Annotated in this window: 10 protein-coding genes; 1 reads left to right on the forward strand and 9 read right to left on the reverse strand. The window is 62.5% G+C overall.

What is annotated here, in order from left to right; all coding sequences use genetic code 11:
- Positions 1-37: 37 nt before the first annotated feature.
- From ACFQND_RS24470 to ACFQND_RS24480, 3 genes are all read right to left on the reverse strand, one after another.
- Positions 38-1225: an FAD-dependent monooxygenase gene (locus ACFQND_RS24470; RefSeq protein WP_371440054.1), complete on the reverse strand. Its 1188-nt coding sequence runs from the start codon at positions 1223-1225 to the stop codon at positions 38-40.
- Entirely contained in the window at positions 1222-4137 is a 2916-nt protein-coding gene (locus ACFQND_RS24475) for an aconitate hydratase (protein ID WP_371440055.1), read from the reverse strand. The genes ACFQND_RS24470 and ACFQND_RS24475 overlap by 4 nt, the downstream gene beginning before the upstream one ends.
- Before the next feature lie 126 nt (positions 4138-4263).
- Positions 4264-4677, reverse strand: a complete 414-nt coding sequence (locus ACFQND_RS24480) for a hypothetical protein (protein WP_371440056.1) — start codon at positions 4675-4677, stop codon at positions 4264-4266.
- 159 nt (positions 4678-4836) lie between these two features.
- Here ACFQND_RS24480 and ACFQND_RS24485 point away from each other — a divergent pair, with 159 nt between their 5' ends.
- Complete coding sequence (locus tag ACFQND_RS24485; RefSeq protein WP_371440092.1) at positions 4837-5685, forward strand: helix-turn-helix domain-containing protein; 849 nt, start codon at positions 4837-4839, stop codon at positions 5683-5685.
- Positions 5686-5754: 69 nt separating this feature from the next.
- On the opposite strand, the gene ACFQND_RS24490 is transcribed toward ACFQND_RS24485, so the two are convergent.
- The 6 genes from ACFQND_RS24490 to tam form a co-directional block, all read right to left on the reverse strand.
- On the reverse strand, positions 5755-7224 hold the full coding sequence (locus tag ACFQND_RS24490; RefSeq protein ID WP_371440057.1) for an MFS transporter: 1470 nt from the start codon (positions 7222-7224) through the stop codon (positions 5755-5757).
- 278 nt (positions 7225-7502) lie between these two features.
- Positions 7503-7820: a hypothetical protein gene (locus ACFQND_RS24495; protein WP_371440058.1), complete on the reverse strand. Its 318-nt coding sequence runs from the start codon at positions 7818-7820 to the stop codon at positions 7503-7505.
- A 216-nt stretch (positions 7821-8036) separates the two neighbouring features.
- Positions 8037-10664: a bifunctional aconitate hydratase 2/2-methylisocitrate dehydratase gene (locus ACFQND_RS24500; protein ID WP_371440059.1), complete on the reverse strand. Its 2628-nt coding sequence runs from the start codon at positions 10662-10664 to the stop codon at positions 8037-8039.
- Between the two features lie 49 nt (positions 10665-10713).
- Positions 10714-11355: a hypothetical protein gene (locus ACFQND_RS24505; protein WP_371440060.1), complete on the reverse strand. Its 642-nt coding sequence runs from the start codon at positions 11353-11355 to the stop codon at positions 10714-10716.
- Between the two features lie 53 nt (positions 11356-11408).
- Positions 11409-12407, reverse strand: coding sequence for an HpcH/HpaI aldolase/citrate lyase family protein (locus ACFQND_RS24510; RefSeq protein WP_371440061.1), 999 nt, complete (start codon positions 12405-12407; stop codon positions 11409-11411).
- Positions 12404-13180 (reverse strand): trans-aconitate 2-methyltransferase, encoded by a 777-nt coding sequence (gene tam / locus ACFQND_RS24515; RefSeq protein ID WP_371440062.1) that lies wholly within the window; start codon positions 13178-13180, stop codon positions 12404-12406. Before tam ends, ACFQND_RS24510 begins: the two co-directional genes overlap by 4 nt.
- Positions 13181-13201 lie beyond the last annotated feature (21 nt).

Genomic DNA, 13201 nt, shown 5'->3' on the forward strand with positions numbered 1-13201 from the left:
TCAGATGCGCGCAACCAGCTATTGTTTTTATAGCAAATCAGGAGGCCTTTGGCGTTGCAGCATACAGCCAGGGCATGTCCAGTATCTTCTCGCCCAGCAGCTTGAGCGAAGCATCACGGCCCCAGCGCAGCAGGCCCTCGGCATGGAATATCTCGCCGTTGCGCAGGGCCCGGGCCTGCACCCTGGCGTTGCGTTGCCAGCGGTTCAGGGCGTAGCGCTGCAACACCGTGGGCACATCAAAAGCCGGGTCCAGCGCCAGGGCCAGCACATGGCCCAGCTCGGCCGCGTCTTCAATCGCCATGCCGGCCCCCTGCGCCAGGTAGGGCCGCATCGGGTGCGCGGCATCACCGAGCAGGGCCACGCGCCCCACGGCATGCTGGTACGCCCCCTGCATGGGTGGGCGGTCGCACAGGGCCCAGAGCCGCCAGGCATCCACCGCGGCAATCAGGTCCTGCAATGCCGGGCAACTGCCGGCGCAGGAAGCGGCCAGATCCGCCGCGTTGGCGCTATGGTCCCAACCATCTGCCTCCAGGCCCATGTCGCCCTGAACGATGGCCACCACATTGAGCCATTCGCCCCGGCGCACCGGGTACTGCACGATATGCATGCGCGGACCCAGCCAGGCCGTGACGTTTTGCGACCGGAGCGACTCCGGTAATACCGCTTGCTGTACCAGGGCACGGTACGCCAGGTGGCCGGTACGCCGCGGCGGGCCGTCCCCCAGCAACTGCCCGCGTATGGTGCTCCACAAACCATCGGCACCGACAAGCACATCGCCTTCAATGTCCGGCCCCTGCCCGGTCTGCACCGTGATGGCCTGCGGCGTCTGGCTGAAACCCTTTAGCGCGCGGTCCAGATGCAGCCTGGCCCCGGTTTGTTGCACCGCATGCAGCAGCAGGCCATGCAGGTCGGCGCGGTGTACCGTGGCATAGGGCGCGCCGTAACGCCCGGCCATCACGGCGCCAAGACGCAACTCACCCAGCGTTGCGCCGGAAACGGCACTGCGCACCTGCAGGCGTTCGGGAAAAGCCGCGACCCCGGCAAGCGCATCCGCCAGCCCCCAGCCGTGCAACACCTTGACGACGTTGGGACCCAGCTGTATGCCTGCGCCAACCTCGCTAAAGGCCGGTGCACGTTCAAACAGGCGGACGTCCCAACCTGCGCGCGATGCCGCAAGCGCAGCGGCAAGCCCGCCTATGCCGCCGCCTGCAACAAGGACCGTCATTCAGCCAGTAGCTGCCTGAGAACGTAAGGCAGGATGCCGCCGTTGCGGTAGTAATCCACCTCGATGGGCGTGTCCACACGCAGGATCACGGTGACTTCCTGGCGCGTGCCGTCAGCGCGTGTGATCACCAGCTTGGCATCGCTTTGCGGCTTGAGCTCGGGGTGCGGGATCACGTCAATAAACTCGGAGCCGCTGAGCTTCAGTGTCTGCCAGGATTCACCCGGCTTGAACTGCAGCGGCAGCACGCCCATGCCCACCAGGTTGCTGCGGTGTATGCGCTCAAAGCTGCGCGCCACCACGGCCTTGATGCCCAGCAGTTGCGTGCCTTTGGCAGCCCAGTCGCGCGACGAGCCGGTGCCGTATTCCTCACCGGCAAAAATCACCGTGGGCGTGCCTTCTTCCATGTACTTCATGGCGGCGTCGTAGATCGGCATTTTCTGGATCACGCTGTCGGGCGTGCGGTCGTGCGGGTGGTACAGGGTCACACCGCCCTCCTCGCGCGAGCCGTCCTTGCCGGCCGGGATCATCAGGTTCTTGATGCGCACATTGGCAAAAGTGCCGCGCATCATCACGTCATGGTTGCCGCGCCGCGCGCCGTAGCTGTTGAAGTCGGCCTTTTGCACGCCATGCGCCTGCAGCCACAGGCCCGCCGGCGAGCTGGCCTTGATGGAGCCTGCCGGTGAAATGTGGTCGGTGGTGATGGAGTCACCAAACAACGCCATGATGCGTGCGCCCTTGACCGACACGCTGCCTTCTTTCCCCGGAGCCATTGCAAAGTCGGCAAAGAACGGTGGTTCGGCAATGTAGGTGCTTTTCGGCCAGGTATAGGCCGTGCCCGTCACGCCCTTGATCTTTTCCCACAGCTTGCCGGGCTCGGTCTTGACCTTGGCGTAGTTCTCGCGGAAGGCCTTGCCGTTCATGGCGTACTTCATGAGCTTGTAGATCTCGTCGCTGGTCGGCCAGATGTCGCCCAGGTAGACATCCTTGCCGCCCTTGCCCTTGCCTACCGGCTCGGTCATCAGGTCGCGCATCACCGTGCCGGCAATCGCATAGGCCACCACCAGCGGCGGGCTGGCCAGGAAGTTGGCCTTCAGGTTGGGGTGGATGCGCGCTTCAAAGTTGCGGTTGCCTGACAGCACGGCGGCGCAAACCAGGTCGCTCTTGTTGATCGCTTCGTTGATCTCGGGCGTCAGATCGCCGGCGTTGCCTATGCAGGTGGTGCAGCCGTAACCGGCCAGCGCGAAGCCGAGCTTTTCCAGGTAGGGCAGCAAGCCGGTTTCAGTCAGGTACTCGGTCACTATGCGCGAGCCGGGTGCCAGCGAGGTCTTGATGTGCGGCTGTACTTTCAGTCCCGCCTCCACCGCCTTTTTGGCCAGCAGGCCGGCCGCCAGCAACACGCTGGGGTTGGAGGTGTTGGTACAGCTGGTAATGGCGGCGATCAGCACATCGCCGTTGCCAATGCTCACGCCGGTCGGTTTGGGCTCGGGTAACAGGACATCGGAGTGCGCGGTTGCCAGCGTGGGGCGGTTGCCCTCCATCTCGACCACCGAGCGCGGCGCGCCCGAGGGCGTGGGCGGCGCACCGGGCAGCGTGTCAGCCCTGCCATGGTCGGTGTGCCGCAGCAAATGCCGCGTGGCCAGCACGGCGGCGGGCTGGTTAAAGCCGTTTTCAGCAATCGGCTTGCTGAACAGCGAGGCGAACTGCGTTGCCACGTCACCGAGTTCAATACGGTCCTGGGGCCGCTTGGGGCCGGCCAGGCTGGGCGTGACATCGCCAAGATCCAGCTTGACCACTTGCGAATAGTCAATCTCGCCGGCCTTGGCCACGCCAAACAGGCCCTGCGCCTTGAAGTAGGCTTCAAAAGCTTCGATCTCGGCCTTGGTGCGGCCTGTGCCCTTGAAGTAGTCAATGGTTTTTTCATCGACCGGGAAAAAACCCATGGTGGCGCCGTACTCGGGCGCCATGTTGCCAATGGTGGCGCGGTCAGGCAGGGCCAGCGTGCGTGTGCCTTCGCCGAAAAACTCGACAAACTTGCCGACGACTTTTTCACGGCGCAACTGCTCGGTCACGCGCAGCACCAGATCGGTCGCGGTCACGCCTTCACGCAGGCTGCCTGTCAACTCAAAACCCACCACGTCAGGCGTTAAAAAGTAAACCGGCTGGCCCAGCATCGCTGCTTCTGCCTCGATGCCACCGCAACCCCAGGCGACCACACCAATGCCGTTGATCATGGTGGTGTGGCTGTCGGTGCCTACCAGCGAGTCGGGGTAATACACATCGGCAGCCGTTTTGTGCACGCCGCGTGCCAGGTATTCAAGGTTAACCTGGTGCACGATGCCAAAGCCCGGCGGTACCACGCCGAAGGTATCAAAGGCCTGCATGCCCCATTTCATGAATTCGTAGCGCTCGTTGTTGCGCTTGAATTCAAGCTTCATGTTCAGGTCCAGCGAATTTTTCTTGCCGTAGTGGTCCACCATGATGGAATGGTCCACCACCAGGTCCACCGGCACCAGCGGCTCGATCAGCTTGGGGTTCTTGCCCAGCTTGAGCGCCACGCTGCGCATGGCGGCCAGGTCGGCCAGCAACGGCACGCCGGTAAAGTCCTGCAGCACCACGCGCGAGACCACAAACGGGATTTCCTGTGTGCGGGCCGCATTCGGCTTCCAGTTGGCAAGCTCGGCCACGTGTTCCGCCGTCACCCTTTTGCCGTCGCAATTGCGCAGCACCGACTCCAGCACGATGCGCATGGACACCGGCAGGCGCGACACATTCGGGAATTGTTTGGCCAGCGCCGGCAGCGAGTAGAACTTGCCGGCCTTGCCGGAGGCCGTCTTGAAGGACTTTAGGGTGGGCGCGAAAGCGTGTTTACCAGCGCGGGCGGGTGTGGGGGACGTGGTGGGCGATACAGCCATGGCGAACTCCTGTTATTGAACCAGCAGCCCCCATTCTGGCAGGCGCGGGGCCGCCCGGCGAGCCCACACCAGCATACCCAAGTCCGGCGTGCGTTATTTTCGCCTTCAGTTCCTGTTCAGCGCCCCTCACCAGGCAGGCTGGGGAGCTGTGCGCCGCAGCCCAAAGAACTGCAGTTCGGCCAGCACCGCAACCGTCAACGCCTGGACCACAACATAAGCCGTGCCCAGCATGGTAGGCGCCACCTGGCCGCTGAAGAGCAGACCTGCACAGGCGGCCGCCCAGCCCAGGTTGCCAAGCACCAGCGCCCAGACCAGCGAGCGCGGCAACGGGCTGCGTGTGGAAATAAAGGCCACCACCGCCGCATACACCAGCAGGAACTCGCCGGTATACGCCAGCAGCGGCTCAGGCAAATTCAGCAGGCGTGCCATCTGGCCGGACAAGGCGACCTGCAGCAAGCCGCAGGCAACACAGGACAGCGCATCAATGCGCAGCACATTGCGCAGGAAACTGGGGGACGACATGAGTGAACTGGACGACATAAAAATCTCCTTGGAATGGGGACAGCCTGAAACCGGATCAGCCGCCGCACCCGGCCATCAAATCAGTGCGGCATGGGTGAATCATTCCCGCACCCGCATCACAAAGCCATGACGCGGGAGGTAATGGAAAGCCGCCCTTCGTGGCTTTACGATGTCGCCATGAGCGCAAGCCCCCACCACCATCCCGGCCGCCCTGCCCAGCGCGGCATACCGCAACCTTTTGGCGACCACCTGCGCCACTGGCGCCAGCACCGCCGACTGAGCCAGCTCGACCTGGCAACCGAGGCCGAGATTTCAACCCGGCACCTGAGTTTTGTGGAAACCGGCCGCTCCGTGCCCAGCCGCGAGATGGTGCTGCGCCTGTCCGAACGGCTGGACATTCCGCTGCGCGAACGCAACGCCCTGCTGGTGGCGGCCGGCTATGCCCCCATGTACCGCGAGCGGCCGCTGGACGATCCGGCGCTGGATGCCGCGCGGCAGGCCGTCGAGCTTTTGCTCAAAAGCCATGAGCCCTACCCTGCGCTGGCAATCGACCGGCACTGGAACCTGGTCGCAGCCAACCGCATGGTGCCGCAGCTGATGGCCGGGGCCGATGCATCCCTGTTGCAAGGGCCGGTCAACGTGCTGCGCCTGAGCCTGCACCCGCTGGGCATTGCCGGCAATATCGTCAACCTGGTGCAGTGGCGCAGCCATCTTTTTGAACGCCTGCGCCAGCAGATCGCCGCCACATCCGATCCGGTGCTGGTGGATTTACTCGAAGAACTGAAGGCCTACCCGGCGCCTGAAAGCACCGCCAGCCCGCACCTGAAAGGCGAACACGCGGGCGTCGTCATGCCCTTCAAGTTCAGGACGCCAACTGGCGTGCTGAGCTTTATCAGCACCACCACCATCTTCGGCACGCCGGTCGATGTCACCCTGCAAGAGCTGGCCATGGAAACCTTCTTCCCCGCAGACGACTTCACGCGGCAGGCACTGCAGGCCATGCAGGCGTCGATGGCTCCGGCCTGACAGACAAATCGCTATATTTTTGATAGCTGGCTGCGCTTACTGCACGGTGGCTACGGGCACTATTCATCATTATTTCTGGCTCACAGGACGGGTTTTCGGCAGTTTCTGGAACAGCAAAGCCACCAGCACGGCCAGCACCAGCAAATACAGCAGGCTGTTGCCCAGGGCACCGGCATAGGCCTCTGCGCTACCCGCCGCACCGCCGCGCCCCAGCCGGCCATAAAACAGCAACCCGATCAACGCCACGCCCAAGGAATTGCCGACCTGCTGCACCGTCGCCAGCACGCCCGATGCCACGCCGGCATGCCGGGGCGACAAACCCGCCAGCACCGTGGACACCATGGGCGCCATGACCATGCCTATGCCCGCACCTTCGATAAACAGCACCGGCGCCATCCGCCACACCAGGCCGTGGAGGATGCCTGCCGTGACCACCGCGTACTGCATCAGGTGGCCGGCAGCCAGCAGCAGCGCACCGATGGCGATCGATTGCCGGCCCAGCCAGCGCGCCAGCATGGGCGCAGCCAGCGAGGTGCCCAAAAAGCCCAGTGCCAGCGACGAGAAGACCAGGCCGGAGTCCAGGGCCGACAGCCCCAGGCCCTGCTGCATGTACACCGCCAGCACAAAATAAAACGAGGCATTGCCGGCGTAAAAAAACAGGCTGGTCAGCAGCCCAGTCACAAACGCCGGCTCGGCAAACAATGCGGGGGCAAGCAGCGGCGAACCGCCACGCGCGGCCAGCCGCTGCTGGTGCAAACCAAAAACCAGCAGCACAGGCGCGGCGCCCGCCAGGCACAGAACGCTCCACAACGGCCAGCCCTGCTCGCGGCCTTCAACCAGGGGCCATATCACCGCCACAAGGCCTGTGGCTACAAGACACATGCCCACCAGGTCAAGGCGACTCTCGCCTGAGGCCTTTAACGCCGGAATAAATCGAGGCGTGAGCGCCAGCGCCGCCAGTCCCACCGGCACATTGATCAGAAAGCAGCTGCGCCAGCCCATTCCGGCGATGTCCGCCTGGATCAGCAACCCGCCAAGCAATTGCCCGCCCACGGCGCCAAGGCCCAGTGCAAGGCCGTAGGCCGCAAATGCCTTCGCACGTTGCGTGCCGGTGTACACAAGCCCCAGCATGGCCAGCACCTGCGGCTGCAGCAGGGCGCCGGCCATGCCCTGCATGATGCGGGCCGCCACCAGCACACCCGCATTGGGCGCCAGGCCGCACAGGGCCGAAGCCAGCGTAAACAAGGCCAGCCCCAGCGCAAACATGCGGCGGCGGCCATACAGGTCGCCCAGCCTGCCGCCAGTGATCAGCCCGGCGGCGTTGGCCAGGCCGTAACCGGCCACCACCATCTGCAGGGCACCGGAGCCGGCATGCAGCTCCTGCTGAATCGAAGGAAGCGCCACATTGACGATAAAAAAGTCCAGCACCACCATGAAAGTACCGCTGAGCATGACCAGCGGCGTGGCCCAGTGCATGCGGGAAGCAGCGGGCCCGGCGGCAGCGTGGCCCGGCTTGAGTGTTGTGTTGATGAATGACATGGCTTTCTCCTGGCTGTCTCTTCGCGCTTCTCGAAGGGATGCACTGAGTGTCATGAATGGCAGCTCACATCGGCAATTACGCCAGAGGTAAACACTTCAGGCGCATCGCCCACGCCAAACAGGAGCAAGTACGCCCCCCATCCCGCTGCCGGATGCCCCCGCCTGCCGCAAATAAAAAAAGCCCCGCAACACAAGGCTGCAGGGTTTTTTGATGTGTATGGCTATCAGGCGATACAACAGGGGCCATCCGCCAGGCGGGCATGCATGCCCGCAGCGAATCAGTTACCCCAGTCGGAGTGCTTTTCGCAAGTCTTGTTGATGGCTTTGCCCTTGGCGGTTTCAGCGAACTTGGCCAGGCTGCCCTTGAAGTCGTCAGGCGTTTCGTTCCACAGGCAGGTGCAAAAAGCCTGGGCTTTGGTCTGGCCTTTGACCGGGCTCTTTTCGTTGCCGCCTTCGTAGTTCTTGTTCGACGACGTGATGCAGGCTGCATACTGTTTGTCGCCCGCTGGTGGTGCGTTGTAGTCATCGGCAGCCATGACGGAAGTCGCTGCACACAAGACGACGGTCGACAACAGAGTCGCGAATAATTTGTTCATTGAGTTCTATGGATTGTTAAAAGCAAAAATATTTTTGCGTCGCAATTGTAACAATCGCATCCAAATGAACGGTTTATTTATTTGCAATAGAACCAATTTGCAGCAGCTTGTGCCAGATGCAATTCCAGTTACGGAGATTTATGCCAAATGCAATAAAAAAGGCCTCGCAGCTTTCGCTGCAAGGCCTTCAGAAGCTCAAGGCAATTCCGGTAATGCTCAGGCCGGCACGCCGTCCTTCACCGTGTCAGCCAAGTCCGTGTAGTCCTTGACCTGGTCAAAGTTCAGGTACTGGTACACGGTGTCGCTGGCAGCGGTCAACACGCCCATGTCGGCCATGTATTCGGCCCTGGTCGGGATGCGGCCCAGCTTGGAGCAGATCGCCGCCAGTTCGGCAGAACCCAGGTAAACGTTGGAGTTTTTGCCCAGGCGGTTCGGGAAGTTGCGTGTCGAGGTCGAGAACACCGTCGCGCCCTCTTTCACCTGTGCCTGGTTGCCCATGCACAGGCTGCAGCCGGGCATTTCCATGCGGGCGCCGGCCGAACCCAGCACACCGTAGTGGCCTTCTTCCGTCAGTTGCTTGGCATCCATCTTGGTCGGTGGCGCCATCCAGAGCTTGACCGGGATGTCGCGCTTGTTCTCGAGCAGCTTGGAGGCTGCACGGAAATGGCCGATGTTGGTCATGCACGAACCGATGAAGACTTCGTCGATCTTGGCACCGGCCACATCGGACAGGGTTTTCACATCGTCCGGATCGTTCGGGCAGGCCACGATAGGCTCGTGGATGTCGGCCAGGTCGATCTCGATCACGGCGGCGTACTCCGCATCCGCATCACCCTTGAGCAATTGCGGATCAGCCAGCCAGGCTTCCATGGCGGCGATACGGCGCTTGATGGTGCGCACGTCCGAGTAACCCGTGGCGATCATCCACTTCAACATCGTGATGTTGCTGTTGATGTACTCGATGATGGGTTCCTTGTTCAGGTGCACCGTGCAGCCGCCGGCGGAACGCTCGGCCGAGGCATCGCTCAGCTCAAACGCCTGTTCGACCTTCAGGTCTGGCAGACCTTCAATCTCCAGGATACGGCCGGAGAAAATGTTTTTCTTGCCCTGCTTGGCCACGGTCAGCAGACCTGCCTTGATGGCGTACAGCGGAATCGCATTGACCAGGTCACGCAAGGTGATGCCAGGCTGCATCTCGCCCTTGAAACGCACCAACACGGATTCAGGCATGTCCAGCGGCATCACACCGGTGGCGGCGCCGAAAGCCACCAGGCCGGAACCGGCCGGAAAGCTGATGCCGATGGGGAAACGTGTGTGGCTGTCGCCGCCGGTACCGACGGTGTCAGGCAACAGCATGCGGTTGAGCCAGCTGTGGATGATGCCGTCGCCCGGACGCAGCGGGATGCCGCCGCGGTCGCTCATGAAGTCGGGCAACTCGTGGTGCATCTTCACGTCCACAGGCTTGGGATAAGCCGCCGTGTGGCAGAAGGATTGCATCACCAGGTCGGCGGAGAAGCCCAGGCAAGCCAGGTCTTTCAGCTCGTCGCGTGTCATCGGGCCGGTGGTGTCCTGCGAGCCGACCGAGGTCATCTTGGGTTCGCAATAGGTACCAGGGCGCACGCCCTGGCCTTCCGGCAGGCCGACTGCACGGCCGACCATTTTTTGCGCCAGGGTGAACCCACGGCCATTGTTGACCGGGTCTTGCGGCAAACGGAACTGGGTCGACAGCGGCAGGCCCAGCGCAAAACGAGCCTTGGCGGTCAGGCCGCGGCCAACGATCAGCGGAATGCGGCCACCGGCGCGCACTTCGTCAAACAGCACATCGCTCTTGAGCTTGAACTCGGCAATCACCTTGCCGTCTTTCAGGGCCTTGCCATCGTAAGGGCGCAGCTCGATCACGTCGCCCATGGCCATCTGGCTCACGTCGAGTTCGATAGGCAGCGCGCCCGAGTCTTCCATGGTGTTGTAGAAAATCGGGGCGATTTTCGAACCCAGGCAAACGCCGCCGAAGCGCTTGTTCGGCACAAACGGAATGTCTTCGCCGGTGAACCACAGCACCGAGTTGGTGGCGGACTTGCGCGAGGAACCGGTACCCACCACGTCGCCGACGTAGGCCACCAGGTTGCCCTTGGCCTTGAGTTCTTCGATGAACTTGATGGGGCCGCGTTTGCCGTCTTCTTCAGGCGTGATGCCGGGGCGTGCATTCTTGTGCATGGCCAGCGCGTGCAACGGAATGTCGGGGCGGCTCCAGGCGTCGGGTGCGGGCGACAGGTCATCGGTGTTGATCTCGCCAGCGACTTTGAAAATCGTCAGCTTGATGGACTCTGGCACCTCGGGACGGCTGGTGAACCACTCGGCATCAGCCCAGCTTTGCAACACAGCCCTGGCGTAGGTATTGCCCTTGTCGGCTTTTTCCTTGACGTCATGGAACTGGTCGAACATCAACAAGGTGTTCTTCAGGCCGGCGGCCGCTTGCGTGGCGACGCTGTCCTGTGCATCGTCGAGCAATGCAATCATGGGGCTGATGTTGTAGCCGCCCAGCATGGTGCCCAGCAGTTGCGTGGCGTGTTCGCGTGAGATCAGCGCGCACCTTTCGGTGCCGTGCGCGACAGCCGCCAGGTAACTGGCCTTGACCTTGGCGGCGTCATCGACACCGGCCGGCACGCGGTGCGTGATCAGCTCGACCAGAAAGGCTTCTTCGCCTTTGGGCGGGTTTTTCAGCAGCTCGATCACTTCACCGGTTTGCCTGGCCGACAGCGGCAGCGGTGGAATACCCAGCACGGCGCGTTCGGCGACGTGGTTGCGGTAGGTTTGCAAAAAATTCGATGCGGTGTCGGATGACATGCGGGCTTCTCCTGTGGTCTAAATCGTGGGGTTAAAAATTGTGTTGAATCTATTTGGCGGCAGATGAGGCGGGTGCGGCGGCACTCGCCACAGGCTTGGGCGCATCCAGCACGCTGACAGGCGGGTTCAGCTTGATGGCTTCAGCCACGGCCATCTGTGCCGGGCTCATGCACTCGTCGGCAAGGCGCGTTCCCAGCTTCTGGCTCATGAGCATGGACTTGTTGCCCATCTGCAACCATACCGCGCCGGCCTTGCGGTCTTCCAGGCGCACTGTATTGGTCGTCGTGGGCACCGGGAACATGCGGTACTTGAAGTTTTTGCCGTGCACGTCGAAGTAGCCCGGCGCCTTCGCATCGGCCACCAGCGTGACCGTTGCGCCCAGCTCACAGGGCAGCTGGCCGATGTACACACGTTCGGAAATGGCCAGCTCCTCAGGCGTCAAGGCAGCTTCGGCTGCTTCAATGCCGGCTGCCACATTTTTGGCGGCGCTTTTAAGCTGGATGCGGCTTGCACTTGGCGCCTCCTTCTTTTTGGCGGCAGCTTTTGCCGCGGGCTTGGCGCCGGAAGTTGTGGCCGGCTTGTCAGCCCCGCCTGTTGCTTGCGCCACCGCCACGCCAGGCAACGTCGCGGTCAGAAGAAAAATGGTGGCGGCCAGTGTGATGGCATGGCTTGCTGCGATGTGATTTTTCATGCGGCTTTCAATATGGGATGGGTCAAACGTGGGGTACAACTGCGAAACAGGACTCAGCCGGCTGCCGAGGTGAAATAGGCTTGCGCATCAGGCGGCAGCGCGCGCCCGGTCTGGTGCGCGCGCTCCAGCACCTGCCAGAAGTAGCGGTAGCTGGCGCGGTCATGCAGCTTGCCGTCAAAACTGATGGGGGCCCAATCAGCAAGGGCGGCAGCAGCCATGATTTTTGAAGCACCATCGACCTCATCCTCGCTCGGCGAAAACGCCTCCAGAATCGGGCGAATCTGGCTGGGGTGAATGCTCCACATGCGGGTGTAGCCAAATTCGCTGGCAGCCTGCCTGGCGGCACTGGCCATGGCGACGGCGTCATTGAACTCGGTGACCACACAATGCGATGGAACCTTGCCATGCGCATGGCAGGCAGAAGCTATCTCGAGCTTGGCACGAACAACCAGCGGATGCGTGAACTGGCCCTTGCCGCTCATGCCGTCGGCAGGAATCGCCCCGCCATGTGCGGAGACAAAGTCCATCAGGCCAAAGCTTATGGACTGCACTCGCGGGTGGGCTGCGATATCAAAAGCGTTGCGAACAGCGAGTGGCGACTCCACCAGCACATGCAGGGGCAAATTGTCCGCCGATGCGTCCAGCAGCGCCTTTTCGGCCCGAATGACGTCGGCCACCGACTCCACCTTGGGCACCATGATGTGGCACAGGTGGCGCGACAGCTTGCCGGCAATCAGCGACATGTCCGCCTCGAAAGCCGGGTGGTCCACAGCATGCACACGAACCGCGACACGGGCCTTGTCGCCGGCAAGCGCCGCCAGCGCCACCACCATCGCCGCATGGTCGGCTTCGCCACCCACGGGGGCGCCGTCTTCGCAATCAAGCGTCACGTCAAAAACGCAGGCGCCGAACTCTTCCGTCATCTCGGCCTGCAACTGCAGACTCTTGCGCATGCGTGCTTCAACGCCGCTGTAGTGGTCGCAGACAGGCAAAACGACGGATGCGGCCTGCGCACCAAGAAGTGCCTCGCGTGGGTGAACAGGTGTACTCATGATTTGCGTTGTGCCACTATGAACATGCGAGGGAAGGCCAGCAGCAGCTTGCCGTCGGCGCGCGGCTGATAGGCAGCGGCGATACGCTTTTCGTACTCGGCAAGGTAACTGGCCCGCAATTCAGCATTCAAGGGCTCCACAAAAGGCTTGAGCCCGGTCGCGCTGACCCACTCCACAATCGCGGCGGGTGAGGCCATGGGATGCTGGTAAATCGTGTGCCAGACATCGATCTGGAACGCCTGCGGCGCGAGCAGGTCGTAGTAGTCCTGCAATTGCAGGATGGCGGTGCGCAGTGAAGCAGCTTCCCCAATGGCCCCAGCCCATGGCGCTTGCCCTGCCACATCCCGCATGGAACGGTGCGTGGGCTCGCTGCGGTTGTCCGGCATCTGGATGGCGAGGACACCGCCGGGCGCGAGCGCGGCAAACAGCTTGGGGATCAGTGTCTCGTGCTGCGGCACCCATTGCAATGCCGCATTCGCATAAATCAGGTCAGGGGCTTGCGCCGGTGCCCATTGGGAAATATCGCTCAGCTCGAACTGCACGCCGGGCAAACGCTTTCTGGCACTGTCCAGCATGGAGGGGGAGTTGTCGGTACCGACCACGTCGGCTTTCGGGAAACGTTGCGCCAGCAGTTCGGTGGAGTTGCCCGGGCCGCAACCCAGGTCAACCACATGCCTGGCATTTTCAAGCGGCACCCGGGCCAGCAGCTCACGCGCAGGCCGGGTCCGCTCATCTTCAAAACGGCTGTAGAGCGAAGGATTCCAGTCGCTCATAAGCACGTTGGGTACAAGGTC

It is taken from the genome of Polaromonas aquatica (assembly GCF_042659145.1).
GTDB lineage: Bacteria > Pseudomonadota > Gammaproteobacteria > Burkholderiales > Burkholderiaceae_C > Polaromonas > Polaromonas aquatica.

Bases quoted from the DNA above. Each gene is read 5' to 3' on its own strand.
- ACFQND_RS24470 (WP_371440054.1), bottom strand. From the start codon at position 1,225: ATGACGGTCCTTGTTGCAGGCGGCGGCATAGGCGGGCTTGCCGCTGCG.
- ACFQND_RS24475 (WP_371440055.1), bottom strand. From the start codon at position 4,137: ATGGCTGTATCGCCCACCACGTCCCCCACACCCGCCCGCGCTGGTAAA.
- ACFQND_RS24480 (WP_371440056.1), bottom strand. From the start codon at position 4,677: ATGTCGTCCAGTTCACTCATGTCGTCCCCCAGTTTCCTGCGCAATGTG.
- ACFQND_RS24485 (WP_371440092.1), top strand. From the start codon at position 4,837: ATGAGCGCAAGCCCCCACCACCATCCCGGCCGCCCTGCCCAGCGCGGC.
- ACFQND_RS24490 (WP_371440057.1), bottom strand. From the start codon at position 7,224: ATGTCATTCATCAACACAACACTCAAGCCGGGCCACGCTGCCGCCGGG.
- ACFQND_RS24495 (WP_371440058.1), bottom strand. From the start codon at position 7,820: ATGAACAAATTATTCGCGACTCTGTTGTCGACCGTCGTCTTGTGTGCA.
- ACFQND_RS24500 (WP_371440059.1), bottom strand. From the start codon at position 10,664: ATGTCATCCGACACCGCATCGAATTTTTTGCAAACCTACCGCAACCAC.
- ACFQND_RS24505 (WP_371440060.1), bottom strand. From the start codon at position 11,355: ATGAAAAATCACATCGCAGCAAGCCATGCCATCACACTGGCCGCCACC.
- ACFQND_RS24510 (WP_371440061.1), bottom strand. From the start codon at position 12,407: ATGAGTACACCTGTTCACCCACGCGAGGCACTTCTTGGTGCGCAGGCC.
- tam (WP_371440062.1), bottom strand. From the start codon at position 13,180: ATGAGCGACTGGAATCCTTCGCTCTACAGCCGTTTTGAAGATGAGCGG.